The organism is Paenibacillus salivarius, assembly GCF_051307165.1.
Lineage (GTDB): Bacteria > Bacillota > Bacilli > Paenibacillales > Paenibacillaceae > Fontibacillus.
This window is the reverse complement of the sequence record NZ_CP195592.1, coordinates 5,128,796-5,155,274: the sequence shown is the minus strand read 5'-3', so window position 1 is coordinate 5,155,274 and position 26,479 is coordinate 5,128,796. Positions and strand designations below refer to the sequence as shown.

The 26,479-nt window shown below is 54.6% G+C and carries 23 protein-coding genes; 19 read left to right on the top strand and 4 right to left on the bottom strand.

The genetic code is table 11. The features are described 5' to 3' along the window. Nucleotides 1–34: 34 nt before the first annotated feature. Nucleotides 35–1,012 carry a LacI family DNA-binding transcriptional regulator gene (locus ACSFXJ_RS23925; protein WP_435922804.1) on the bottom strand — a complete coding sequence of 326 codons (978 nt, stop codon included), beginning with the start codon at nucleotides 1,010–1,012 and terminating at the stop codon, nucleotides 35–37. Between the two features lie 211 nt (nucleotides 1,013–1,223). Then, nucleotides 1,224–2,444: an MFS transporter gene (locus tag ACSFXJ_RS23920; protein WP_435925845.1), complete on the bottom strand. Its 1,221-nt coding sequence runs from the start codon at nucleotides 2,442–2,444 to the stop codon at nucleotides 1,224–1,226. Between the two features lie 108 nt (nucleotides 2,445–2,552). Between ACSFXJ_RS23920 and mobA the strand changes: the two genes are divergently transcribed. Together mobA and ACSFXJ_RS23910 are read left to right on the top strand one after the other, a co-directional pair. Continuing rightward, nucleotides 2,553–3,194, top strand: coding sequence for a molybdenum cofactor guanylyltransferase (mobA, locus tag ACSFXJ_RS23915; protein ID WP_435922803.1), 642 nt, complete (start codon nucleotides 2,553–2,555; stop codon nucleotides 3,192–3,194). A gap of 206 nt (nucleotides 3,195–3,400) precedes the next feature. Continuing rightward, on the top strand, nucleotides 3,401–4,087 hold the full coding sequence (locus ACSFXJ_RS23910; protein ID WP_435922802.1) for a TorD/DmsD family molecular chaperone: 687 nt from the start codon (nucleotides 3,401–3,403) through the stop codon (nucleotides 4,085–4,087). 67 nt (nucleotides 4,088–4,154) lie between these two features. Here ACSFXJ_RS23910 and ACSFXJ_RS23905 read toward each other — a convergent pair whose 3' ends face one another. Then, nucleotides 4,155–7,328: an efflux RND transporter permease subunit gene (locus tag ACSFXJ_RS23905; RefSeq protein WP_435922801.1), complete on the bottom strand. Its 3,174-nt coding sequence runs from the start codon at nucleotides 7,326–7,328 to the stop codon at nucleotides 4,155–4,157. 28 nt (nucleotides 7,329–7,356) lie between these two features. After that, on the bottom strand, nucleotides 7,357–8,265 hold the full coding sequence (locus ACSFXJ_RS23900) for a TetR/AcrR family transcriptional regulator (RefSeq protein WP_435922800.1): 909 nt from the start codon (nucleotides 8,263–8,265) through the stop codon (nucleotides 7,357–7,359). A gap of 178 nt (nucleotides 8,266–8,443) precedes the next feature. Between ACSFXJ_RS23900 and cls the strand changes: the two genes are divergently transcribed. The 17 genes from cls to ACSFXJ_RS23815 all read left to right on the top strand — a co-directional run bounded on the left by cls (nucleotide 8,444) and on the right by ACSFXJ_RS23815 (nucleotide 26,461). Then, nucleotides 8,444–9,955 (top strand): cardiolipin synthase, encoded by a 1,512-nt coding sequence (gene cls, locus ACSFXJ_RS23895; RefSeq protein ID WP_435922799.1) that lies wholly within the window; start codon nucleotides 8,444–8,446, stop codon nucleotides 9,953–9,955. 42 nt (nucleotides 9,956–9,997) lie between these two features. Next, nucleotides 9,998–11,476 carry a phytoene desaturase family protein gene (locus ACSFXJ_RS23890; protein WP_435922798.1) on the top strand — a complete coding sequence of 493 codons (1,479 nt, stop codon included), beginning with the start codon at nucleotides 9,998–10,000 and terminating at the stop codon, nucleotides 11,474–11,476. A gap of 13 nt (nucleotides 11,477–11,489) precedes the next feature. After that, the gene (fni, locus tag ACSFXJ_RS23885; RefSeq protein ID WP_435922797.1) at nucleotides 11,490–12,527 is read left to right on the top strand and encodes a type 2 isopentenyl-diphosphate Delta-isomerase; all 1,038 of its coding nucleotides are present in this window, start codon (nucleotides 11,490–11,492) and stop codon (nucleotides 12,525–12,527) included. Nucleotides 12,528–12,891: 364 nt separating this feature from the next. Further along, the gene (locus ACSFXJ_RS23880) at nucleotides 12,892–13,452 is read left to right on the top strand and encodes an ECF-type riboflavin transporter substrate-binding protein (protein ID WP_435922796.1); all 561 of its coding nucleotides are present in this window, start codon (nucleotides 12,892–12,894) and stop codon (nucleotides 13,450–13,452) included. A 14-nt stretch (nucleotides 13,453–13,466) separates the two neighbouring features. Continuing rightward, entirely contained in the window at nucleotides 13,467–15,272 is a 1,806-nt protein-coding gene (locus tag ACSFXJ_RS23875; RefSeq protein WP_435922795.1) for a DUF3744 domain-containing protein, read from the top strand. Then, nucleotides 15,265–16,092, top strand: a complete 828-nt coding sequence (locus ACSFXJ_RS23870; protein WP_435922794.1) for an energy-coupling factor transporter transmembrane component T family protein — start codon at nucleotides 15,265–15,267, stop codon at nucleotides 16,090–16,092. The genes ACSFXJ_RS23875 and ACSFXJ_RS23870 overlap by 8 nt, the downstream gene beginning before the upstream one ends. 28 nt (nucleotides 16,093–16,120) lie before the next feature. Further along, nucleotides 16,121–16,597 carry a GNAT family N-acetyltransferase gene (locus tag ACSFXJ_RS23865; RefSeq protein WP_435922793.1) on the top strand — a complete coding sequence of 159 codons (477 nt, stop codon included), beginning with the start codon at nucleotides 16,121–16,123 and terminating at the stop codon, nucleotides 16,595–16,597. A gap of 113 nt (nucleotides 16,598–16,710) precedes the next feature. Then, nucleotides 16,711–17,811 carry a redox-regulated ATPase YchF gene (gene ychF, locus ACSFXJ_RS23860; protein ID WP_435922792.1) on the top strand — a complete coding sequence of 367 codons (1,101 nt, stop codon included), beginning with the start codon at nucleotides 16,711–16,713 and terminating at the stop codon, nucleotides 17,809–17,811. A gap of 182 nt (nucleotides 17,812–17,993) precedes the next feature. Then, the gene (locus ACSFXJ_RS23855) at nucleotides 17,994–18,338 is read left to right on the top strand and encodes a TM2 domain-containing protein (RefSeq protein ID WP_435922791.1); all 345 of its coding nucleotides are present in this window, start codon (nucleotides 17,994–17,996) and stop codon (nucleotides 18,336–18,338) included. A gap of 10 nt (nucleotides 18,339–18,348) precedes the next feature. Then, entirely contained in the window at nucleotides 18,349–18,810 is a 462-nt protein-coding gene (locus tag ACSFXJ_RS23850; protein ID WP_435922790.1) for an NINE protein, read from the top strand. 322 nt (nucleotides 18,811–19,132) lie between these two features. Continuing rightward, nucleotides 19,133–20,200 (top strand): peptide chain release factor 1, encoded by a 1,068-nt coding sequence (prfA, locus tag ACSFXJ_RS23845; protein ID WP_435922789.1) that lies wholly within the window; start codon nucleotides 19,133–19,135, stop codon nucleotides 20,198–20,200. Between the two features lie 5 nt (nucleotides 20,201–20,205). Next, on the top strand, nucleotides 20,206–21,102 hold the full coding sequence (prmC, locus tag ACSFXJ_RS23840) for a peptide chain release factor N(5)-glutamine methyltransferase (RefSeq protein WP_435922788.1): 897 nt from the start codon (nucleotides 20,206–20,208) through the stop codon (nucleotides 21,100–21,102). A gap of 120 nt (nucleotides 21,103–21,222) precedes the next feature. Then, entirely contained in the window at nucleotides 21,223–22,416 is a 1,194-nt protein-coding gene (locus tag ACSFXJ_RS23835) for an FtsW/RodA/SpoVE family cell cycle protein (protein ID WP_435922787.1), read from the top strand. A gap of 193 nt (nucleotides 22,417–22,609) precedes the next feature. Beyond that, nucleotides 22,610–23,083: an IS200/IS605 family transposase gene (gene tnpA / locus ACSFXJ_RS23830; RefSeq protein WP_148450401.1), complete on the top strand. Its 474-nt coding sequence runs from the start codon at nucleotides 22,610–22,612 to the stop codon at nucleotides 23,081–23,083. A 556-nt stretch (nucleotides 23,084–23,639) separates the two neighbouring features. Then, on the top strand, nucleotides 23,640–24,290 hold the full coding sequence (spoIIR, locus tag ACSFXJ_RS23825; RefSeq protein WP_435925844.1) for a stage II sporulation protein R: 651 nt from the start codon (nucleotides 23,640–23,642) through the stop codon (nucleotides 24,288–24,290). Nucleotides 24,291–24,479: 189 nt separating this feature from the next. Next, nucleotides 24,480–25,601, top strand: a complete 1,122-nt coding sequence (locus tag ACSFXJ_RS23820) for an L-threonylcarbamoyladenylate synthase (RefSeq protein ID WP_435925843.1) — start codon at nucleotides 24,480–24,482, stop codon at nucleotides 25,599–25,601. Next, on the top strand, nucleotides 25,598–26,461 hold the full coding sequence (locus tag ACSFXJ_RS23815; protein ID WP_435922786.1) for a DUF72 domain-containing protein: 864 nt from the start codon (nucleotides 25,598–25,600) through the stop codon (nucleotides 26,459–26,461). The genes ACSFXJ_RS23820 and ACSFXJ_RS23815 overlap by 4 nt, the downstream gene beginning before the upstream one ends. The last annotated feature ends 18 nt before the right edge of the window (nucleotides 26,462–26,479 follow it).

The window sequence follows — 26,479 nt, the reverse complement described above, 5'->3', positions numbered from 1 at the left end:
ATGGCTTTTTTTAATGTATAGGCCAGCATTCTTCTTATACCGTACTCCGCTCGATCAGCCGAAAAGGGAGCTCCTCCCTCCTCCGGCCTTTTCCGGGATCGCGGATTTGTTCATAAACGGCCTCGAATGCCCGGATTCCGATATCGGACAGCCGATTATCGATCGTCGTGATGCCGAACATTTCGGAAATCGGCTGATTGTCAAAGCCGACGATGGCAATATCGTCGGGGATGCGAAGACCTCGTTCGCGGGCGGCGACCAGACATCCCGCAGCGACTTCGTCGCCGTTGATCAGGAGCGCGCTGGGCCGTTCGTTCATCCCGAGCAGCCAGTCGGCGATGACCCTGCCGTCACGGATTTCGGTGCACCCGTCAAGCATCCATTCCTCGCGTCCCCGTCCTCCCAACTCTCGAAGCGTGTCCTTGTATGCATTCCTTCGCCTGAGGCTGTTCTGGCTGTTCTTGCGGTTTAGCGTGAAACCGATATCCCGGTGTCCCTTTTTCCACAAATAAAGGATTGCTTTTCGGAAGGCGGCATAATGATCAAAAAACACTGACGACAACGGAAGATCCCCCGCATCTTCGCACAAGACGATAGGCCCATATTCCGCATAGGACCCGATCTGATTTAGCGGCAGGGAACGGGAACAAATAATAACCCCGTCGATCTGCTTATTGCGGAGCATCCTCAGAACCTTCATTTCCTCTTCGGGGCGATACCCGGTCTGGCAAAGCATGAGCTGATAATTGTGCCGAAGCGCTCCCTCGGCGATTCCTTCCATCAGCTGGGCGAAATAGGCGTAGTTGATTTGCGGGAGGATCACCCCCACCGTTTCCGTTGTTCCTTTGATCAGATGAACGGCGTTCATATTGCGGGCGTACTGCAATTGCTCCATTGCTTTTTCAACGGCTCGCCGCTTGGCTTCGCTGACGTAAGGATGTCCGTTCAGCACCCGGGAAACGGTCGCGACGGATACGCCGGCGGCCCTGGCAATCTCTTTGATGTTCGCCAATCACAAGCCCTCCTCCAAAAAAATACAAAACTTTTTGAAAAGCTTGCTCTGTAATGCATTTCATAGTGTAAACTGAAGGAGAGCGTTCAACAAGTCGCCACGTTGATTCGTTGAATCGCCACACGAGAGCCCGGCAGCGGCGGCGTTACCACTCGCGTAAAGCGAATGGGCGTGACGCCGCCCGGGTTCTTATTTGTTTTTTAAAAGACAATTAAGGCTCTTCTTTGATTGCCATAGCCGGCGAATAACCGTGCTTGCGGAAGAAATGCCACATGAGGGCGAAGCCGAATGCACCGGCAAAGGTGAGGGTGACCCCCGTCTTGTACATCGCGACAGGGCCGAAGTTATGGAAGATCCATCCCCCGAAAAAACCTGCGATAACGCCTGCCGCCCCGCTAAGCATGAAGGTGAACACGGCCTGTCCGGAAGACCGGAGCGGCCTAGGCAGAAACAGGGTGGTCAGCCGGGTGCCGACGAAGAAGAAGCCGCCGAAGGTGACGGCGTGAAGCACCTGGATCAGTATAACCTGAAGCGGGGAAGTCGCCTCGGCCATCAAATACCAACGCAGGGCAAACAACAGGCTCACTATGGTAAGGCATCCCATCAAATAGGACATTTTCCGTTTTAAAAATCGATTAAGCAGCATAAAGGCAAGCACTTCAAAAATGGTCGAAAGAAATACCGCGCCGCCGACCTGCAGTCGCGATCCGCCCAAGTCGGTAATAAATAGCGGCATAAATATCCCGTTAATGGAGTTTGGGATGGACACCAATGCACCAAACAGGACAAACGCAATAAAATATTTATTTTGCAGCGTTCTGCGAATTTCCTGACCCGTGATCCAGGGCGTACTCGTCGTAAAATTCACCGGTGGCAGAAGCAGGGCGCAGCCGATGCCGAACATCAGCATGATGCTGAAGACGAGCGAGATTCCGTTCTCCCCGACATGGTCGATGATCGGCCCTGCGGCGAGGGCGACGAACGTCCAGCCCAGAGAACCCCAGAACCGGTACGCGCGGAATTTCCGGCCGTTATTTTCCAGGTAGCCCAGCGTGAGCGTATTGGTCTGAGCCAGCAACGGGCTCTGGAAAAAGAACAGCAGAATCATCGACAAATACAGCATGTGGAAGGTATTTACCTTAAACACGAGATGGCCCATGACCAGAAGTCCGATCATCATGGCAAGAAGCACGGTGCGGGAGTTTTGCCCCCGGTCGCCCAGATGTCTCCATAACGGGTGAGCGAGTAAGGAAATCAGGGGCCCGATCGCCATCAGACTGCCGATTTCGAGTTTGTCCATACCGATATCTTGCAAGTATAATTGAAAAAAGGCGGAAAAGATCACCAAGGTTCCGTAAATCAAAAAGTTAAGCAGCCCCAGGGGCCATTTATAATCAAAAGAGGATTGGGATTTGTCAGGCAAGCTCGCCATTCCTTTCAATGGGGTTGACTACGTTCTCAATGTAACACATTAATGAAAAGGGATACAAACCAGCTTCTTATTGATTTTCCATTGTTTGTATATGAGGATGTGTATTCGATGAAAATAACAGCAATCATACTCGCCGGAGGGCGGTCGACCCGGATGGGGCGCAACAAGGCGCTGCTGCCGGTAGGGGGAGTACCGGTCATTGAACGTTTGGTGCGGGAGCTGGACGGCGTCGCCGACCGGATTCTGATTGCCGGGGGCGGCCACGCCGAAGCATACCGCTACCTGGGGCTGGAGACGGTGCAAGATGCGTTTCCGAATTCCGGACCGCTGGCGGGGCTTCACGCCGGCCTGGCCGCCGCGAGAACGCCGTGGGTGCTTGCGGTGGCTTGCGACATGCCGTTTGTGAGCCGGGGCGCGTTCCGTTGGTTGGCCGAGCGGACGCGGCTTATGGAGGTCGCCGGTTCAATCGGCGATCCGGTTGCCGACCTTGAAGCAGTCATCCCATCCCTCGAAGGTCGCGTTCAACCGCTGTTGGCCGCTTACCGCCGGAGCGTGCTTCCCGGCCTGGAGCGGGAGCTTGCGGGCGGCAACCTGAAGATGACCCGCTGGGTGGAAGGCCTCAAGGCGGAATACGTGGATGGCGCAGAGTTGGCGGAAGCCGCCGGCATGCCGCCGGAGCGGCTCCCCTTCAACATGAATCGGCCGGGAGATGTCGAACAGGCGGAGGCATGGCTTAAGCCGCCCCTTTAAAGGCAATAGTCAAGGTTTGCCAATTTGTCAAAAACTCGACGTTAAGCGCTTTCATTTTAGTATATAATGGGAAGTGAAGATACATGATCCCCCTTAATCATGTGTCGGTATATATGATATGGATGATTTCCGCGTTGAAGGAAGTCATCTTTTTTTAAAGGACGAATACACATGTGTACTACCAGTCAGATAGGGAGATGACCTTTATGACTATGCTGTTTAAGGAGCCTGTTCGGATATCGGGTCAACAGGCGCGCTGGATGGAGACGAGAGGATGGGTTTACCAGCTGCTGGCGGAATTTTTTAGCCGTCCGCCGCGGGTGTCGCTGATTGCGCATTGGCGTAGACAAGTGGAACTGAAACAAATCATTCCGGTAAGTGAAGGCGGCAAGAAAATAAAAAGTTATTTGGAGACGATTCCCGAAGCGGATTTCCGGCGCGTGTGCCTTGGGGAAGCCGAAGAATACCGCCGTTTATTTTCGGGGCAAAGCAGGGTGCTTACGTCCTGCGAAAGCTTGTTCCGTGCCAAGGACGAGGGTGTGGATGCATTCTCCTGCCTATCGGACATCCGTCAGACCTATATGGAACGAGGCGTGGTTTTCAATAAGATCTCCGGCGAGTGCGACGATCATATTGCACTGGAGCTGGAGTTTATGGCAGTGCTGGGCGAGGAAACGTTATGCAAAGCCGGACTGCCGGATAGCTGCATGGAGCTGGCGGAAGCACAGATCAGGTTCCTGGAATCCCATCTCATGCAATGGGCTCCCCGTTTTGCTTCCGAACTGGCCGATGCGACATCAAGTCCGCTTTACGCCGGACTTGCGGAGCTGCTTGTGGAGTTCCTTGCCATGGACCTGGAGCATCTCCGGGAGCTGAGTAAGCTGATATCATGAAAAAACGCGAGTGCCGGGGCTTGGCTTGCCCTTGGCATCTCGCGTTTTGATTTTAGAAGGAATTTTCTTAGAATTCCGCGTCGTGAGCCTGAAGATCGCGACGGCGGAATTTCGCCAGGAATTCGTATACGATCGGTACGATGACCAGCGTCAGCAAGGTGGAGCTGATCAAGCCGCCGATTACGGTAATCCCGAGACCCTTGGAGATCATCCCCGAGCTTTGCTCCCAACCCATGACGAGAGGCAGCAGGGCGCCGATCGTTGCGATCGCCGTCATCAGGATCGGACGTAGCCGCGTTGCGCCGGCTTCAAGCAGGGCTTCACGCGTAGATAAGCCTTCGCGTTCCTTGTGAATGACCCGGTCGATAAGCACGATCGCGTTGGTGACGACGATCCCGATCAACATGAGAATACCCATCAGGGCCGAAACATCCAACGGCTGTCCTCCGATGAGAAGGCCGACCATCGCTCCGATGATGATAAACGGCAAGGAGAACAGGATCGCAAACGGTGCAAGACCGCCGCCGAACGTAACGACGAGCACGAAGTAAACGATCGCGACGGCCGCGGCCATCGCCAGGAACAACTGGCCGAACGTTTCGTTGATTTGCTCGGTGACGCCGCCGAATTTAACGGTCACGCCTTCCGGCAAGTCCATTCCGTCGATTTTGTCCTGGATGGAGTTGGACGCTTTTTGAACGTCGTTACCGAGAATGTTTGCGCTCACCTCAACAACCATCTTGCCGTCGATCCGCATAATGGAGTTCGGCGAAGTGCCTTCTTCCACCTTGGCAATGTCTTTAATCGGCACTTGCAGGCCGAGCGGGGAAGTCAGCGTTTCGTTTTCGATGTCCTGAATGCTGGAGTAAGTGTTCTTTTCCGTTTCGATATAAACTTTGTAGGTCTTGCCGTCGACTTTCACCTCGGTAAGAACCGGGCGCTCCCGCGCAGGGCTTAACGCCATGACAAGCTGTCCCGGCGTAAGACCCAGGGAACTCAGCTTTTGCTGATCCGCTACCAATGTATACTGATCGTAAGCCGTGGATAGCGAGGTCTCTCCCTCTTCAAAGTTTTTCGTATCTTCCTGCACCCAAGTCAGAATCTGTTCGGATACCGGTTTGATCGTTTCCAGATCGTCGCCGAAGACGTTGACGCTAAGCGTGGAGCCGCCCAAGCCGCCGGTCATCAGCGCACTCATATCTCCCCATTCCCCTTCGGGAACCTGTTCTTCCAACCCGGTGAGCAGATCTTCCTTCACCTGGCTGAAATTTTTCGTATCTTCATCGTACATGACGTAGAACAGGGCGGAGTTGGAAGAGCCCATACCGCTTAGAGGGCCGCCGCCGCCGACGGAGTATTGAATGCTTTCAATGTCTTTTTGACCTAAAATGAAAGATTCGGCTTTTGCCATTTTTTCTTGAACGTCTTCCATGCGGTCCCCAGGTTCAGGAGAATAAGTAACCATCACATATTTCTCTTGCTGGTCCTCCGACAGGAAGCTGACGCCGACGAGCGGATATAATCCCACGCTTCCGACGAGCAGCAAAATCGCCAAACCGAAAGTAATTAATTTATGGGACAGCGTCCAGTTCAGCACGCGCTGATAGCCGCGGGCCATCCCTTTGGGCTTGCTGTCATGGTCGTGCTTCTTGCCCAGACTTTTACGGAACAACGTGTGAGCCAATGCCGGCACCAGAGTGACGGCGACGAGCAAGGAGGCGAGCAGGGCGAAAACCATAGTGTAAGCGAACGGTTTAAACAGTTCTCCCACCATGCCGCTGACGAACGCAAGCGGCAGGAAGACCGCAATCGTGACGATCGTCGAAGACATGATCGGGATGAACATTTCCCGCGTTGCCTCAATGATCAGCTTACCGCCTTTCAATTTCTCGCCGGTTAGCGACAAGCGGCGGTAAATGTTCTCGATAACGACGATCGAGTCGTCGACGACCCGCCCGATCGCAACGGTCAAGGCGCCGAGCGTCATCATGTTCAGGGTGATGTCCATTTGATTCAAAATCAGAATGGCAATCAGAAGCGAAAGCGGAATGGAAATGATGGAAATAATGGTAGAGCGGATATTCCGCAGGAACAGCAGAATGATCAGGATGGCGAACAACGCGCCGAACAATGCTTTGGACAGCATGGTATGAACGGATGCGGTGATCGGCTTGCCTTGATCAAGCATGACCGTCATATGAATGTTGCCGTATTCCTTTTCCAGCTCTTTGATCTTGTCTTTAACGAGATTGGTGACGTCAACCGTGTTGGCGTCGTTGTCCTTAACGATTTGGATGCCGATCGATTCCTCGCCGTTGGTACGGGAAATCGATTCCGCTTTACCGACGACTTCAATTTTGGCGATATCGCCGAGCTTCACGGTCGGAAGACCGGTCGGCATGGCGGCCATGCCGCCTTGGGCCGCGCCTGCGGCTCCTTGAGCACCCGCGGTACCCGCGGCACCTGCCGCGCCAGTTGCACCTTGGGCGCCTGCACCGCCGGTAACCGGAATCGCGAGGTTTTTCAGGTCGTCAACCGTCGTGACATTGCCGTCGACGACGACAGCCTTTTGGGCCTTTTCCATATCAAACAGGCCGAGTGGAACGCGCAAAGCCGAGGCTTGGACGATGCCTTGGACCGTCTCTTCGGTAAGTCCGAGTTGCTGCATCTTCGCTTCGTCGAAATTCAATTGAACTTCTTTGACGTATTGGCCGGAAGCCTGTACCGACGCTACGCCTTCAATGTCTTCCAGCTCGGGAATGACACTGTTCTCGACGGTCCGGGTCAATGCTTCGAGATCATCGCCCTCTTGGGACATACTGAGCGAGATGACCGGCATCGAGTTCAGGCTAAACCGGGTGATTTGCGGTTTCTGAGCATCCTCCGGCAGCGCCACATCATTCAACGCCTCCCGCACGGCCGCGGTAGCGTTGTCCAAATTGGTGCCGTAATCAAACTCGATAAACAGCGATGCGGCATTCTCCATGGAAGTGGAGGTAATGGTCTTCACTCCGTCTACGTTGTGCAGCCGCGTTTCCAACGGTTTGGTGATATCCTGAACGACGCCTTCCGGCGCGGCTCCCGGATAAACCGCAGTGACGCTGAGATAAGGGACATTGATATTCGGGATGGTCTCCTGTTTCATCGTCAAGCCGCTGTATAAGCCGACAACGGTGACGATGATGGTCAGGAGCCAGATCGCAAATTTATTGCGCAGGGAAAATTGAATTAGACTTTTCATCTGTCTGGTTACTTCTCCTCTCCAAAGTTTACGAATGATTCAAAAATATTTTTAACACTTTTTCCATTTCTTCCGCCCGGTCCTCAAGCTCGGGAATGGTTTTCACGATGGCAAGCATCCCAAGCAAAATGACCCGGCGCGGCCGGAGTTCCAAAATTTCTTCCTCCATGATCTCCAGAGCTTCGATCCCCTGACGGCGAATTTCCGGATCATCGACCCGGGATTCGAGCAGTTCCTTCAACTCCCTGATGGTCAGGAGGGGATGACGCTCGAGCGAACTCAAACAGTCGTTACCCGCACCCCAGCGGTTCAGCGCTTCTTCGCTGATCAGCGGTTCCGGGCGGCGGCTCAACATCCGCTCGGCCGCGACGTCCAGCAGATCGATCAGGTGGATGGCCATTCGATGGGTGCTGACGTTCATACCGGGATCGAACAAAATCCTTATGTACGTACCGAGCATTCCGTGAACAAGCAAGATCAAATCCGCGGAGTAAGGAGCGATTTCCTTGCCATAGACGTTTTCCATCACCTTTTTGCTGTAACGAAGCAGCCTGCCGTTATTGGTTCGAATGACTTCGGGCTCATGGTGCAAAGTCCCGCCACGGATCCAATCCCTGAACTGCATAAGCAAAAATTCGCGAAGCTCCAGCACCAAATCGAGCATGACCTCGACTTGCCTGATCATGCGGTCCCGCGGACTAAGCGACGGTTCGTTCTCGACCTGGAGCAAATGGTCTTGCAGCATTTGATAGCAGTATTCGAACAAATTCTGCTCAAGCTCTTCCTTTGATTTGAAATGGAGATAGAGGCTTCCTTTGGATACGCCGCACGCATCCGCGATTTCCTGCATCGAGGTGGCCGCGGTGCCTTTGGCCGCAAAAAGCTGCATGGCGGTTCGCAGAATAAGCGTTCTCTTATCACCGGATTTTACGGACATAACGATTCACCCTCCTTTCTGACCCGTAAGTTCTCAAACTGACCCGTCGGTCAAAACTGATTATATTACAAATCGAAATGCGAAACAAATATACCGGAGTCAGCGAGCTTCATGTAGAATGGAGATAGGAATACGCAGCAGCTATAGATAAGCAGAGACAGATAAGAGGGGTATATTCATGAGACGCGGACTGCAAATTATTTTAATCGCGGCCATCCTGGTTGCATTTTACTTTTTTGGATTCGGGGTTTTCGGCCATTTCGGGGGAACTCTGGTCAGTATTTTTCAGGTATTGACGGTCTTGACGATCGGACTGGCTATTTTTATGGAAAACCGGAACCCTTCCAGCACGATGGCTTGGATACTGGTTTTGGTGCTGTTGCCGGTCGTAGGTCTGCCGCTTTACTTCTTGCTGGGGCAAAACTATTTTAAGCGGCGCAAATTCAACAAGAAGGCGGAGGAGGACCGGAAAAGCTTTGAGCGTATCGACCATAACGGCAATATGATGCTGCCCCGCGACCTGTCGCACTTCACGCCGGGACAGCAGCGGCTGCTTCAATTGTCGCAGCGGATTGCCCGCACCCCGTTTTCCATGGCTTCGCGCACCCGCGTGCTTACCAACGGGGAGGAAACGTTTTCGACCCTGCTCAAGGAATTGAAGAAGGCCAAGCATCACATTCATATGGAGTATTACATATACCGGGCGGACGCAATCGGCAGGGAGATTCAAAAGACGCTGATCGAACGGGCGAAAGCAGGGGTTGAAGTCCGGTTCATGTATGATGCTGTCGGAAGCCTCGGGCTGCCGAAATCGTTTATTAAGGAGCTGCGGGAGGCCGGGGTGAAGGTCGGGATCTACGGGGAGGTTCGCTTTTTGGCGCTATCCAGCCGGGTAAACTACCGGAACCACCGGAAAATCGTTGTCATCGACGGCAATACCGGATTTATCGGCGGGCTTAACGTGGGTGACGAATATTTGAGCCGCAGCAAAACCTATGGCTTTTGGCGGGACACGCATATGCTTGTCAAGGGAGAGGCTGTGCGTTCGATGCAAATTATATTTTTGCAGGACTGGCAGTATGTGACCGGCGAGCGGATTATGGATCTCGAGTATTTGTCGCCGGAACTGGAACAGGGCTGCAGCGGAGCCGTTCAAATCATACCGAGCGGGCCGGATAACGAAAGCAAGACGATGAAAAGCATTTTCTTCGCCATGATTACGTCGGCCAAAAAGTCGGTGTGGATGGCCACTCCATACTTTATCCCGGATGAGGACATATTGACCGCCCTCCGGGTAGCAGCGATGTCGGGGATCGACGTAAGAATCCTGTTCCCGGCGAAGCCGGACAAAAGGCTGCCATTCCTGGCCTCGCACTCCTATTTCCCGTCGCTGCTTGAAGCGGGAGTCAAGATTTACGAATACGAAAAAGGGTTTCTTCATTCCAAACTGCTTATCGCGGACGGCGAGGTCGCTACGGTGGGCACGACAAATATGGACATGCGCAGCTTCCACCTGAACTTCGAGGTCAACATTTTGTTGGTTCAAAGCGACAGCATCTCCAAAATCGTCAAGGATTTCGAGCGCGACTTGCTGTCCACCAAGAAGATCAAGAAAAAAAATTATATGCAAAAGAAGATCATCCTTCGCTTCATGGAATCGGCCGCGAGATTGCTTTCACCGTTATTGTAAAAATAGCCTTTTATGATGAAGGAAGGCGGGCGTTGTGCAAATATGAAAGGAAAGGCACTGATCATTGGCGCGGGATTCGGCGGTTTGGCCTGCGCGATCGAGCTCGCGGTTCGCGGGTTCGAGGTGACCGTGCTGGAGCGGCAGCCCAAGGTTGGCGGAAAGCTGCAGCAGGTTGTCATTGACGGATACCGGTTCGACAGAGGGCCGACGACGATTGAAATGGCGCATGTTTTTCAAAATTTGTTTCGCAGGGCCGGCCGGAATTTGCACGAATATGTGCGGTTGATTCCGCTGGAGCCAAGGAGCCGCAACGTGTTTGCCGACGGCAACGTCGTCGACCTGACGGGAAACGTGGAGCTGATGCAGCATCAAATCGGGACTTACAGTCCTGTCGATGCGCTGCATTATCCCGCATTTATTCAGGAATCGCGCCGGATGCTGAGGTTTGCGAGCGACCACTTGCTAAGCCGGCTTCCTTTGAACGTTCTGGAAAAGTGGAAGCCCGCGGTTTTCATGGGTGCGGCGGGCCCTTCCTTTCATCGTTCCCTGCATCGGCAATTGCGGCGACATTTCAGCCATCCGAATACCTTGGCGATGTTTGGAAGATATGCGGCGCGTATGGGGTCTTCTCCATTTAAAATATCTTCGCTGTGCGGTTTACTGGCAAGCAGCGAAGCGGACCAAGGCGTTTTTGCGGTGCAGGGCGGGACTTACGCCCTCGTGGAAGCGTTGCTTAAGCTGGCCGGGGAGCTGGGCGTTTTCGTGGAGACCGATGTGGAGGTGACCCGGATTCGGGTTCATGACCGCAGAGTTCAAGGGGTCGAAACGACGAAGGGTGAATACGCCACATCCCTGGTCGTCGTGAACGGAGACGCCCTTTCCTCAAGCCAAAGGCTGTTGGAGGAGAAGGACCGCCCATCGCTGACGGACCGCCAAATCTCATCCTTTGAACCGTCGCTAGGGGCTTTCGTTCAGCTTGCCGGGGTGCCGGTCCGGATGGACAGGCTTTTGCATCATACCGTGTTTTATTCTGAAAATTATGAAGAAGAGTTCCATGATATTTTTGTCAGACGCCGCCCTCCGGCCAAGCCGTCCGTTTATATATGCAACTCTTCCTTTTCGGAACAGGAAGCGGCCCCTCCCGGATGCAGCAATCTGTTCATCATGACCCATTCCCCGTATTTATCGGAAGCGTGGGATTGGGATTCGGAAGCGGAGCCGTATGCCCGGAAGGTGATTAAAACGCTGCGTGATTACGGACTGCACGATCTGGATTCGAAGCATGAGCTGGCCAGGTACACGCCCCAGGATTTGGCCCGGGACACCTGCGCTTATCGCGGGGCTATGTTCGGCATCACGGAACACGGCTTAAAACAGTTGATTCGCAGGCCCAGCAACCGTAGTCGGGATGTACGCGGACTTTGGTATGCGGGAGGTTCGACGTATCCGGGCGGAGGCGTTCCTTTTGTAACAGTATCCGGCCAACTGGTTGCCGGTTATATTTCGGAAAGTTTTAGCTGAAGGAGGAAGTAGGATGGGAGATACATCCGGCCGCAAAGCGGAGCATATTCGTCTTTGCCTGGAAGAACAGGTGGGCGGAGAAGGAATTACCACGGGGTTTGAACGTTACCGGTTTCGCCATAATGCGTTGCCGGAGATCGATTTTGACGAGATCAGCTTGAAGACGGCGTTCCTCGGTGCGCCGGTACGGACGCCGCTGCTGATCAGTTCGATGACCGGCGGCAGCGAGCTCGCCGGAAATATCAACGCCCGCCTGGCGGAAGCGGCGGAGCGACGGGGCTGGGCGATGGGGGTCGGCTCGGTCCGGGCGGCGGTCGAACGCGGGGAGCTTGCGGCCACGTTCGCCGTCCGGAGAAAGGCGCCGACGATACCCGTCATCGCCAATCTTGGCGCGGTCCAGCTGCGTTACGGCTTCGGCGCGGCGGAATGCCAGCGCGCGGTGGACATTGCCGAAGCGGACATGCTGGTGCTTCACTTGAACAGCTTGCAGGAAGTGTTCCAACCTGAAGGGAACACCGCTTTCGGCGGCTTGCTCGCCCGGATCGAAGACGTCTGCCGTTCGCTGCCCGTCCCGGTCGGCGTCAAGGAGGTCGGCTGGGGCATCGACGGGGAGACGGCGAAACGGCTCATCGAGGCCGGCGTCGCCTTTATCGATGTGGCCGGCGCCGGAGGCACGTCCTGGAGCCAGGTCGAAAAGTTCCGCAGCGCCGACCCGGTGCGGCGTGCGGCAGCGGAAGCATTCGCGGACTGGGGCATCCCGACCGCCGAATGCATCCGCGAAGTGCGGGCGGCGCTGCCGGACGCCGCCCTGATCGGCAGCGGCGGCCTGCACACCGGCGTGGACGCCGCCAAAGCGCTGGCGCTCGGCGCGGACCTGGCCGGGTTCGGCCGGGCGCTGCTCGAACCGGCGGTGCACTCCGAAGAACGGCTCGACGCGCTCCTGGAGCGCGTCGAGCTGGAGCTTCGCACCGCCATGTTCGGGATCGGCGCCGGAACGGTGCCGGCGCTGCGGAATACGCCGCGACTCGTGCGGCGGGATACCCAGGGCTGAGAATGACAGCCCTGAATGGACAGCTAACGGAACACGCCGCCTTTATTTGGCGTTTTCAGCTTCATTTCCGATACTAACGGAACTGTAAGCTCTTATTAGGCGGATTTCGCGAAGAATACCTGAGTTAGAAGGCAAATAGCGGCTTTCAGTTCCGTTAGATTTTGAGAACCGCAGCTTTGCGTCGTAATAACGGCGCTGGATTCCGTTAGCGACATGGAGCGGCTGATCACAACGGAAAATTAAACAAACTAATCCGACAAGATTAGATAGATTTTTTCATTGCTTTTCCGAATCCTACCATTTATATTGAATTTAATCATTCAATTACAGGTGTTCAAAACAACCGTTAAAAGGGGGATTTGCAATGAAATCATCGATTTGGAAACTAAGCACGCGCTCTGTGGTTACGATCGGAATCGGAGCGGCGCTGTACGGTGCGACATCGTGGATCGGCATTCCGATTGCGGCGGATACCCAACTCCGGCCGGCGATCGCGCTGCTGGCGATATTCGGAGCGCTGTTCGGACCGGTTGTCGGCTTTGCCGTCGGATTTATCGGCCATGTGATCAACGACTTTCTGACCAGCGGCACGGTGTGGTGGGGCTGGGCGCTCGGTTCGGGAATTACGGCCATTTTTATGGGCCTCATTTATCTCGCCCGGGATTTTAATCCCCAGGATGGAGAGATCCGGAAAAGCCATGTTTTCCGGCTTTTGATTTTCGGTCTGGTCGGCATTTTCGCCTCTTTGGCATTTTCGGGGCTGTTCGATATTTATATCATGGGCGAGCCGAATAACAAGATCGTCATTCAAACGGTGGCCGCCGGGTTGGCGAATACGTTCGTTTTCGTCGTGCTCGGCCTTCCTGCCGTGTGGGCGTATGCCAAGCGAAACCGGAACAATACGAATCTGACGGTTGAGCGATAGGAGCAGACGACATTATGCAGCCAGATCACAAGCAACCGGTTATCTCGTTCCGAAATTTCAGTTTTCGTTACAAAAGCCAATCCGGCCCGACGCTTAAGGCGATCAATCTGGATATCGTACCCGGGGAAAAAGTCTGGATCGCCGGGCCCAGCGGGTCCGGAAAATCCACCCTGGCCCATTGCATAAATGGGCTTATTCCCTTTTCCTACGGCGGAGAAATCACGGGAGAATTGTACATAAACGGGCAGGAAGCATCGGAAATCGGCATTTTTTCCCGCAGCCGCAGCGTCGGCACGATTTTGCAAAACCCGGATGCCCAGTTCGTCGGGCAAACGGTTGGGGAAGACGTGGCGTTTCAAATGGAGAATGCGCAAGTTCCGCAGCCGGAAATGAAAGCGAAGGTGATCTCCGCGCTGGATTTGGTCGGCATGCTGGCTTATGAGGGACAAGGACCGCATGATTTATCCGGCGGGCAAAAGCAGCGGGTCTCGCTGGCCGGAGTTTTGAGCACGCAAGCGGATATTTTGCTCTTCGACGAACCGCTCGCCAATCTTGATCCGGCTAGCGGCGCACGGGCGATGCAACTGATTGAAGATATTCACCGCGCCGGGAAAAAGACGGTGATCATTATCGAGCATCGGGTCGAGGATGTGCTCGCCCAGCCGATCGACCGGATCGTCGTCATGAGCGAAGGGGAAATCGTCGCGGTCGGCCCGCCTGAGGCGTTGCTCCGGCAAGGGGTTTTACCCCGCTACGGCTTACGCCAACCGCTCTATTTGGATGCGCTCCGGTATGCGGGCATTCGGGCGGACGGCTTGTCGGACTTGAGGACGCCGGAAGGAGTGAAGCCCCGTATCACCGAAGACGCGGAGGACGGGGAAAGCATTGATGGAGAAATGCAAATCCGGCAGCGTCTGGAGGCCTGGATGGAGCGGACAGCCGAACCTGCGGTAACGGATGCAGCCCTGTTTCCGTCCCCACAACGGCAAGATCCGGAAAAGCCGTTGCTTGAACTGAACGATATCTCTTTCGGATACGGCCGGCGAGGCCCGAATGTCATACGGGACGTCTCCTTTGATATCGCGGAAGGGGAACGGGTTGCCCTGCTCGGGAGCAACGGGGCGGGCAAATCTACGTTGTCCGGATTGATCACCGGTATTCTAAAGCCGAGGTCCGGCTCTATATCGCTGATGGGCGAGAACCTGTCCGGCTGGTCCATCCGTCAAAGAGGCGAGCACATCGGCTATGTTTTGCAAAATCCGAATCATATGATTACGCAGCATATGATCCGCGACGAAATTGAACTCGGCCTTGCGGCGAGGGGGATTACGGCATCCGAACGGGAGCGCCGAATCGAAGAGGCCCTGAGGATTTGCGGCCTTTATCCTTATCGGAATTGGCCCGTGTCCGGGTTAAGCTTTGGACAGAAAAAACGTTTAACGATCGCGGCTATCTTGGCGCTCAAGCCGAAGCTGATGATTCTGGATGAACCTACCGCCGGCCAGGATTACCGTCATTATACCGAGTTTATGGACTTTATAAACGGCCTATCGGAACGGGGGATGGCGTTTTTGTTTATCACGCATGATATGCATCTGGCGTTGGAATACGCGGATCGTGCCGTAGTTATGGCGGATGGGCGGATCATTGCCTCGGACAAGGTGGCAAAGGTTTTGTCCGACAGCGAAGTGGCGCGCCAGGCCCATTTGCGGGAAACGAGCCTGTCCCGGTTTGCGAAATCCTGGAGCTTACCTTCGCCATCCCGTTTCGTGGAGGCGTTTATCGTAACCGAGAAGAAGGTGAAATCGGGCGATGAATAAAACCGGTAGCCTATATGTCGATGGAGAGTCGCTGTTCCACCGGATGGACGGGGCGGTCAAGCTGATTCTTTTGCTCGTGTGGACGGTCGTCACCTTTTTGTTTTTGGATCTGCGGGTATTTGCCGTCATGCTGGCCGCCGGGATCGCCATGCTGGTTTCTGCTCGCATACCGGCAAGGAAGATGGCGCTTCTGTTCTGGGTTCTGATGGTATTTACCGTCGTAAACAGCATTTTTATACTGCTCGTCACACCGCGTTACGGAACGGAGCTGACCGGGAGTGACACGCCGGCGATTCCGCTCGGGTACGATACGGTCAATGCGGAGACGCTTTTTTATGTGCTGACGTTGTCCGCCAAATATTTGACGCTGCTGCCGGTCACGATGCTGTTTGTTTTTACGACGCACCCGAGCCGGTTCGCCGCCAGTCTGAACAAACTTGGCGTTTCTTACAAGCTGTCCTACGCGGTCAGCATCGCTTTCCGTTATATCCCTGATTTAACCCAGGAATTCCGGGGCATTCTCAACGCGATGCAAATGCGAGGGCTCGGCATTTCGCGCGGGGACGGTACCTTATGGCGCAGAATCAAAAACCTTTCGCTCGTCGTTGTGCCTTTGCTCCAATCCTCGCTTCAGCATATCGAGTCCGTATCGAACGCCATGGACTTGCGCGGCTTCGGTACCGGTGCGAAGCGAACTTGGTATATGGGCTCGGCGATGTCGCGAAGCGACAAACTGGTGTTATGCCTGTGCGTGCTGCTGCTGATCTTGGCGATCTTGGTGAAGGGTTGGAGTTTCAAAGCGTTTTGGTATCCATTTTAGTTAAAATCACGGGAAGGAATGTATCGTTGTGATTAAATTGAGAGAAATGAATGACAGCGAATTTCAAGAGTTTCGGATCCGCACGGTGAAGGATTATGCCCTGGAAAAAACGGCGGCCGGCGCATGGAGGGAAGAAGAAGCGCTCGATCTTTCGGAGAAGGCGATTGCGGCTTTACTGCCGGACGGGAGAAGCACGAAGGATGCCTGTCTTTACATGGTTGTCGACACGACGGAAGAAAAGGAGACTCCGGTCGGCATCCTTTGGGTGCAATTTCGGGACGGAAAATTCGGCCGGGAAGCTTTTATCCTGGATATTCTCATCTATGAAGCTTACCAGGGAAAGGGCTACGGCAAGCAGACGATGATGGCGCTGGACGAGGAAGCTCGGAAACAAGGGGCCGTCAGGATCGGCCTCCATGTATTCGGTCATAACCAACGCGCCTTTCAGCTTTATCAGAAAATGGGCTACGAGACTACGGATATTCAGATGGTGAAAAAGCTATAACCCCGGCCCGGGCATCCCGGCGAATTTGGAGATGTTCTTGAAATCTGGGCGGGGGATAGGTACTATGGTTGAAGAAGACGAGCAATCAATATTAATGAGGAGTTGTCATAGATATGGCTTTAAAGGCAGGAATCGTGGGCCTTCCGAATGTCGGGAAATCCACGTTGTTTAACGCGATTACCCAGGCGGGTGCCGAATCCGCCAATTATCCCTTCTGTACGATCGACCCGAACGTCGGGGTGGTCGAAGTCCCGGACGAGCGCCTGGACAAATTGACCGAGTTGGTCGTGCCTAACCGTACTGTCCCTACCGCATTCGAATTCGTCGATATTGCCGGCCTCGTGCGCGGCGCCAGCAAAGGTGAAGGGCTGGGCAACAAGTTTTTGGCCCATATTCGGGAAGTGGATGCCATCGTTCATGTGGTCCGCTGCTTTGAAGACGAGAATATCACGCATGTCGACGGCAAGATCAACCCGATCAGCGATATCCAGACCATCAATTTGGAACTGATCTTGGCGGATCTGGACAGCGTGGAAAAACGGATCGAGCGTTCCCGTAAAAATATGAAGGGCGGCAATAAGCAGTACGCTCAGGAGGTGGAAGTGCTGGAACGCATCAAGGAAGCCCTCTATAACGATCAGCCGGCACGCAGCGTAGAGCTGTCGGAAGACGAGAAGCAGATCGTGCGCGATCTGCACTTGCTGACCTTGAAGCCGGTGCTTTATGCGGCCAACGTGAGCGAGGACGGCGTTGCCGATGCGGAAAGCAATCCGTTCGTCCAGCAAGTCCGCGAATTTGCGGCTAACGAAAACGCCGAAGTCGTGCCGATCAGCGCCAAGGTGGAGGCGGAAATCGCCGAGCTGGAAGGCGAAGACAAGGCGATGTTCCTTGAAGAGCTGGGCCTCTCGGCCTCGGGTCTTGACCGTTTGATCCAGGCGGCCTACCGGCTGCTTGGGTTGTATACGTATTTTACGGCCGGCGTTCAGGAAGTACGTGCCTGGACGATCCGCAAAGGAACGAAAGCGCCGCAAGCGGCAGGCGTTATCCACTCGGATTTCGAACGCGGCTTTATCCGCGCGGAAGTGGTATCTTACGACGATCTGGTCGCCGCCGGCTCCATGAACGTGGCTAAAGAGCGCGGACAGCTTCGCCTGGAAGGCAAGGAATACGTCGTTCAGGACGGGGATGTTATGCATTTCCGGTTTAACGTGTAAAAATTATATATTTTTTGGCAAGCCCGCGAAGATGGCCTGAGCACCCGTCTTTGCGGGCTTGCTTGCTTTTTAAGGCTCCAGAATAGCCGAGCGTTTTGGAAATATTTAGTGTTGCTGGATTCTTGGATCGTTTAGTATACTTAGGCCATCATTTGTCATTTTTTACTTTGGAGGGACAGTCAATGAATTATGTCATCAGCAGAAAGAGCCAGCTGGACTCGCGCGAATTGCTTCTGCTCGAATCCGAACTGAAGAACAGAGGGAAAAGCATGGTGGTTGCTTATATCCTTTGGTATTTTCTCGGTATTTTCGGCGGCCATCGCTTTTACATGGGCAAAATCGGGACTGCGGTCACGCAGCTCATTTTGTCGCTTACCTTTATCGGCATGATTGCTACTTTTGTTTGGTGGATCGTCGACGCTTGCATCTTGCACAATTGGGTGAAGCAACACAATGCCGTCATCGAGAACTCCTTGATCGACCAGATCATGTACAACAGAGGCTTGTCGGAATCGTACCCGATTTAGGTGGATGAACATGGCGATGAATATGTCCGTGAACAAGCAAATGTTGTCGACCAATGAACTGCTTATTTTAAGCTCGGAGATGAACAAACGGGAGAAATCGCTGCCGATGGCTTTTTTGATGCTTTTGCTCGGGCATTTGGGAGTACACCGCTTCTATTTGAAAAGATACGTCTCCGGAGCGGTTCAGCTGGGATTGTTCCTGCTGGTCTTTATCAGCTATATAGGGTTTACGGTTTTATTGGGCCTGGATAGTGAAATGAGTGTGGATGCTTATGCGGTTCCCGGCTTATTGACTTTGGGGCTATTCATTATGGCGGCTCTAGGCTTGACCGTTTGGGTCGTCGTGGATGCCTGCCTGCTTACCGGCATGGTGAAAAGATGGAATGCGGAGCTGGAGCAATCCATCATCCGGGAGATCATACAATATCGAAACCCGCAGCAGCCCGGTATGAATAATAACGGCCAGTATTGATTTTTTCGACATCATGGCATATGAATCCGCAAAGCCAAACACCCCGACCAAAAAGGTTGGGGTGTTTGTTCGAGGTCCAGATTTTAGGAAAGCTTGACGCCTTCGAGTACATAAGTTCCGTCTTCGAGACAAACGAAGTTAAAATATACGTATACGCTGCTCGTTTTAAAAATATGGATGATGTTCATTGCGAATCTTCTGTGATATAATAAAATGTCGTCGTATACCTTATGGTTTTCGAATAAGGCGAGGCGATTTTTTCTTAGAGAAATTTGCTATATTGGATACCTAAAATTACTTCATTATAAAGAGGTGACTTTCCTTGTTGGACCGACTTCAATCTCTGGCTGACCGTTACGAGAAGCTGAGCGAGCTGCTCTGCGATCCCGACGTGGCGAGTGATACCAAGAAGCTGCGGGATTATTCTAAAGAACAATCGGATTTACAGCCGGCTTATGAGGCGTACACTGAATACAAGCAAGTTGTTGAAGAGCTTGAAGCCGCGAAAGCGATGCAGGCGGAAAAGCTGGACGATGAAATGCGCGAAATGGTGAAAATGGAAATCGAAGATCTTTCCGCACGTCATCAGGAGCTGGAGGAAAAAATCCGGATCCTGCTGCTGCCGAAAGATCCGAATGATGATAAAAACGTGATCGTGGAAATCCGCGGCGCGGCGGGCGGAGACGAGGCGGCCTTGTTTGCGGCCGATCTGTACCGCATGTACACCCGTTATGCCGATACGCAAGGGTGGAAAGTGGAAGTGATGGACGTGAACGAGAGCGATCTCGGCGGATTTAAGGAAGTCATTTTCATGATCAACGGTCGCGGCGCCTACAGCAAAATGAAGTACGAAAGCGGCGCCCACCGCGTTCAGCGGATTCCGGCGACGGAATCGGGCGGGCGGATCCATACGTCGACATCGACGGTGGCCGTCATGCCGGAAGCCGAGGAAGTCGACGTGGAAATCCTCGACAAGGATATCCGTGTCGATACGTTCTGTTCCAGCGGCGCGGGCGGACAGTCCGTCAACACGACGAAATCCGCCGTACGGGTTACGCATATCCCGACAGGCATCGTGGCGACTTGCCAAGACGGCAAATCGCAGAACTCGAATAAAGAAAAGGCGTTGCAAGTGCTGCGTGCGCGGATTTCGGATATGATGCGCCAGGAAGAGGAAGCGAAGTACGCCGGAGAGCGTAAAAGCAAAGTAGGCACCGGGGATCGCAGTGAACGAATCCGTACCTACAACTTCCCGCAAAGCCGCGTCACCGATCACCGGATCGGATTGACTCTGCACAAGCTGGATCAAGTGATGAACGGAGAAATCGAGGAAATCGTTTCGGCATTGACGATTGCGGAACAGGCCGAAATTATGGATCGAGGAGAATAAATAAGATGTTGAACGAGCACGGATTTAAGCTATCCGAGTCTGAGTCGCTCAATATTTCGGCAGCCCGCAGAGAGGCTGCCTCTTTTTTGGCGGCGAACGGGGTGCGCGAGCCGGAGTCGAATGCCGAGCTGCTGCTTCGCCATGTGCTCGGCCTTGAGGGCGCGGCTTATTTGGTCGCGCTGAGGGATCCGTTTCCGGCCGAGCGTCGCGAAGCCTGGGAAGAGGTCATCCGCCGCAAAGCGGCGGGCGAGCCGGCGCAGTACATTATCGGGGAACAGGATTTCTACGGATTGACCTTCAAGGTCAATCCGAGCGTGCTGATTCCCCGCCCCGAAACGGAGCTGCTCGTCGAGGCGATCGTTCGGGAGGGGGATCGCCTATGGGGCGGCGCCGACGGCGGTCCTTACGCCGCCGACATCGGCACCGGCAGCGGCGCGATCGCCGCTGCCCTGAAGCATTTGCGCCCGTCGTGGCGCGTGGCGGCGAGCGATATCTCGCCGGACGCGCTGGACGTGGCGAAGGACAATGTCCGGCGGCTTGGACTTTCCGTGGAGTTCAAGCAGGGGAACCTGCTTGAACCCTTTGCGGGCGAGCCGCTGGACATTGTGGTCAGCAATCCGCCGTATATTCCGGCGGACGATATCGCGCACCTCCAGCCCGAGGTGCGCGACTTCGAGCCGCGCGGCGCGCTCGACGGCGGCCCGGACGGGCTGGCGCCGTACCGCGTCATGCTCGCGCAGCTTACGCTATTGCCCCGGCCGCCGCGCCTGATCGGCTTCGAGCTGGGCCAGGGGCAGGCCCCGGAGGTGGCGGAGCTGCTACGGCGTTCCGGCTGTTGGCGCGAGATCGTGACCATTCCGGATCTTGCCGGGATCGACCGGCATGTCATCGGCATCGCCTGATTTTTTACATGGTTGCATGGGGATAACGTCCAATGGACTTTGGTCCGTCAATTCCTTTACAATGGATAGTGGATAAAGTATGGGCGGTTATTTTTTTACAGGAAAGGCGGGTGACCAATTATGCTGATGAAACTCAAAAAAATCGACTACACGATCGTCATGATCCTGCTGCTCCTGATGGGTATCAGCATCGCGGTGCTATATAGCGCCACGTCCAATACCCAATACCATGGCTACCATCTGCGAATGCTCATGTATTACGTTTTGGGTTTCGCCGCGTTTTTTGCGGTTTCCATCGTTGATTTCCGGGTGTTTATCAAATATTCGTTGTATATTTATTTGGCCGGGTTGGGCCTGCTCATCCTGGTCATGTTCATCGGTAACACCTACCACAACGCCACGGGCTGGATGACGATTCCGATCATCAACCAAAGCTTTCAGCCGGCGGAATTTTTCAAATTGCCGCTTATTTTGTTTCTGGGCTTTTTGCTGTACCGGAAACGGAAGACCGGACTATTGTTCTGGCGGGACGTCGTTCCCGTTTGCGCAGTGACATTCGTCCCGTTTGTCCTGGTCATCGCGCAGAACGACCTTGGCAACGCGCTCAGCTATCTCGTTATTTTAGCGGGGATGCTGTGGATCGGTAACGTCAAATATACGCACGCTTTGATTGCCGTCGTAATTTTTTCCAGTGCCGTGATCGGCGGAATCAGCGCCTACAAAATATATCATGACAAGATCTACACCTTTCTGGTCGATATCGGGCGGGAGCACTGGATTAACCGGCTTGACCCCTGGCTGCTTCCGGAAAAAGCGTCCAAAGATGCGGCTTACCACACCAAAAACGCCAAGCTGGCGATCGCCTCGGGCGGCATGACCGGCGAAGGCTACATGAAAGGGGAAACCGTTCAGTCGGAGCGGGTTCCGTTCACGTACTCGGACTCCATTTTTGTCGTCGTTGCCGAAGAGTTTGGTTTCCTGGGAAGCTCCGTGCTGTTGCTGCTATATTTTGTCCTGATTCATCGGCTGATTCTCATATCGCTGGAATCCAAGGACAGGGCGGGGCCGTTTCTGATCGTAGGCATTGTCGCCATGTTTTTGTATCAAATCTTTGAAAATGTCGGAATGTTCATCGGGTTGATGCCGCTCACCGGGATCACGCTTCCGTTCATCAGTTACGGAGGGACCTCGCTGCTGATCAATATGGCTTCCATCGGCCTTGCGATGAGCATCCGGATTTATGGGGAAGAAATCGACGAGGAGCACGCAGTTCCCTCTTCGACGTATTCCCGGCTTAAGGCGCAAAACCGGTAACGGGGAAAATAATGATGCGGCGGCTCCATATGGAGCCGTCGTTTTTTATTGCGGCTTTAGCCAGTTGAGCTCGCGAAGCGTGCGAAACAAAAAACCACCCGCTATGCGGGTGGAGGGATCAAGGGTTTGACCAACAAGACCATTCCAATAAAATTGAGATGTTCAGGCTCAATAATGAAAGGAATGGTCTTAGATGGCAAACAAGAGCTATAGTCTAGCTCACACGAAGTGGATGTGCAAATACCACATTGTGTTCACCCCGAAGTATAGACGGAAAGAAATTTATAATCAAGTGAGAAAAGACTTGATCGAGATTTTCAAGCGTTTGTGTAAATACAAGGGAGTGGAGATAATAGAGGGCCACATGATGCCGGATCATGTACATATGTTAGTAGCAATTCCCCCAAAAATCTCAGTATCATCATTTATGGGATATCTGAAGGGAAAAAGCTCGTTGATGATATTCGAGAAACACGCGAGCTTAAAGTATAAGTATGGGAATCGGAAATTTTGGGCGGAAGGATATTACGTCAGTACTGTTGGCTTAAATGAGGCCACCGTCGCAAAATATATACGTGAGCAAGAAGCACATGATCAAGCAATTGATAAACTGAGCGTGAAAGAGTATGAAGATCCCTTCAGCAGGAACAGCAGCAAGAAGAAGTAAACCAGTTTAACTGGTAAGTGAAAGTGACAAATAACACTGAGCCTGAACAATTTTATTGTCAGGCTAGCGTCTTTAGGCGCAGTTTGGCAACAGGGGGTTATACCCCAAGAGCAAACCACCCGTTGGACGGGTGGTTATGATTGGTGAATCAAGCGCGGCGGGTACGGTTACACTTAACGGGAAAAACTCCTGCTAACTTCCGCTTATCGAGTCATTGTTACGAAATTGCGGGAAACCCTCCTGTTAATTGGAGCCTTTTGCGTAGTTTTGGGTAAAAAAACCTTAAACAACGGGAGCTTATCCTTCTATTTTGAAAAATGAGAGATTCAAGCAGTGAATAACGGGAGTTTTTCCGGTTAAATTATTGGATTACGTCAGCTTTGGACAGATTCATAGAATTATAGATTCGAAAGGTATACCTCCCTCTTAAACGGACATACTGATAGACATGAGAGATTCGCCGGGGGGAGAGGGAACGATGGGAAAGGCAAAGACGGGCGGGGGACGTCCAAAGGTTAGCGGCAAAACGCGGGTTTATGCACTTATTGTTTTTAGTATGCTGATTCTTCTGATGTCCTGGGAAGGGCAAAAAATAGATACGGCCGCCGCGGACGGGTTGATTCCGCAGGAGTCGATCCGGCTGCGGATTTTGGCCAACTCGGACGGGGCCGGAGACCAAATCGTCAAGCGGCGCGTCCGCGATGCGGTGGTGGAACAAATGAACGGCTGGGTCGCCGAGCTTGAGAATCCGCAAAGCCTTGAGGAAGCGCGCCGCATCATTCGGGATCATTTGGGGGAGATCGAGGCATTGGTCGGTAAAACGCTGGCCCGTAACGGGAAGGATTACGAGTTCCAGGTGGAACTCGGCAAGGTTCCTTTTCCGACGAAGATGTATGGAGGCGCGGTATATCCTGCGGGCGACTACGAAGCGCTGCGCGTTACGCTCGGCGAAGGCCGGGGCAAGAACTGGTGGTGCGTGCTGTTCCCGCCGCTTTGCTTTGTGGATGCGGGAAGCGGAGACGCCTTACAGGCGGAAAACATCGATGTTTCGCCCGCCAAAGCGAAGGCGGCCGCGGCAACGGACGCAGCAACCGACGCAGCAACCGACGCAAAGCAAGTCGTTAATCCTGAAGAGACCGAAGTGAGGTTCTTCCTGTGGGATATGCTCGTCCGGTTGTGGGATTGGATTGCCGGATTGTTTTCGTAAAGAGGATATAAGAGAGCCGTGCGGATAGAGATGCTGCACGGTTTTTGCTTTGCTTGCCGCCGTCCATGCGCGGTTTTCATGCCGGAATGTTAGGTTATCGTTTGGGGTTGGGGTATAATAAAAGGTAACTATTTTTAAGATTTGGAAGGGTCGACAACGATGGAAGAGACGAATTTGAATCCGATACATATGGAAAAGGATATCCGTAAGAACACCCGGAAGTGGGACGTGACGGGGTTAGCTGCCGCCGAGAGTAATCATGCGGCGGTAAAGGAACTGGAGTCCTTGGCCGAGGCGGGGGCTGTGCTGGCCGCGGGCGGGACCGTGGCGTTTCCGACCGAGACGGTGTACGGACTCGGCGCGGACGCCCGCAACACGACGGCGGTGGAGTCGATCTTTGCCGCCAAGGGGCGGCCGTCCGACAACCCGCTGATCGTGCACATCGCCGACATGAGCCAGTTGGACGGACTCGTCACGAAGGTGAACGAGACGGCGCGGCGGCTCATGGAGGCGTTCTGGCCCGGGCCGCTGACGCTGGTGCTGCCCGTGGCCGCCGGCGCCGTCTCGCCGCGCGTGACGGCGGGGCTTGACACCGTGGCCGTGCGCATGCCGGCCCACGACATCGCGCTGCGGCTCATCGCCGCAGCGGGCTGCCCGGTGGCGGCGCCGAGCGCCAACCGGTCCGGGCGGCCGAGCCCCACGCTGGCAAGCCACGTGGGCGACGACCTCGCCGGCCGCATCGACGGCATCGTCGACGGCGGGCCCACCGGGGTGGGCCTCGAATCGACGGTCGTCCTGGCCGGCGATGACGGCACCGTGACCGTGCTCCGCCCCGGCGGGGTCACGTCCGAGCAGCTCGCCCGCTTCGCTGCGGGCGTAGAGCTGGACGCCGCCCTGCAAAGCGAGGGCGGCGCCGCTCAAGACATGCCCGCGCCGCGCTCGCCGGGCATGAAATACACGCACTACGCGCCCCGCGGGGCGCTGCGCGTCGTGACCGGGGCCGCCCCGGAACGGGTGGCGGCCGCGATCCGGGCCGAGCTCGACTCGGCCAAGGCGCGCGGGGAGGTTACGGGCGTGCTCGCCTTCGACGAGCATCTCCCGTACTACGAAGGCCGCGCCGACTGCGTGCTTTCGCTCGGCAGCATCCGCGCGCTGGAGACGGCGGCGCATCGTCTTTACGCGGCGCTCCGCCGCTTCGATGACGGCGGCGTCACGTATATTTTGTCCGAGTCCTGTTCCGAGGACGGACTCGGCGCTGCCGTCATGAACCGCCTGCTGAAAGCGGCGGGCCGGCAGGTGATCCGCGCATGATCCGGGTCGGCTTGTCTTCTTGGGGAGACCACGATAAGCTTTATCCCCCGGGGACGCCGGCCAAAGCGAAGCTGGCGAAGTATGCCGAGTACTTTTCGGTCGTGGAGGTGGACAGCTCCTTTTACGCCGTGCTGGGAGAAGCCAATTACCGGCGTTGGCTGGAGGAGACGCCTCCGGACTTTACTTTTATCATAAAGGCCTACCGGGGGATGACCGGACACAATCGGGGCAAAAATCCCGGGTTCGGCGGACCGGGCGAGATGTTTCAGGCTTATTTGGATTCCATCCGCCCTGTCGTGGAAGCGGGCAGGCTGAAAGCCGTCATGTTTCAATTTCCGCCTTGGTTTGACTGCACCCCGGACAATGTCAGGCGGCTACGCGCCGTCAGGAAGTGGATGGGTTCCCTGCCGCTTGCGCTCGAGTTCCGGAACCAAAGCTGGTATGCGGAGGATGTGCGGGAGGAAACACTCTCTTTTATGAGGGACGAGGGCTGGATTCATATTATTTGCGATGAGCCTCAGGTCGGGGAGGGATCCGTTCCGGCGGTGCTTGAGCCCACCGATCCCGAGCTGACGATCGTCCGTCTTCACGGGCGGAATGCCGGCGGCTGGCTGCAGGGAGGAGCGCCCAATTGGCGGGAGGTCCGCACCTTGTACCGGTACAACCGGGAGGAACTTTTGGAATGGCGGGATAACTTGACGAAGCTGGCTGCAAAGAACACGAAGGAAATTTGCATGATATTCAACAATAATTCCGGCGGGGACGCGGCTCCGAACGCTTTGGAGATGATGGAGATCCTCGGGCTCGAAGCAAAAGGCCTGCCGCCGCAGCAAATCGATTTATTCGGGGAAAACCTATAGCTAGACACCGGGATTTGG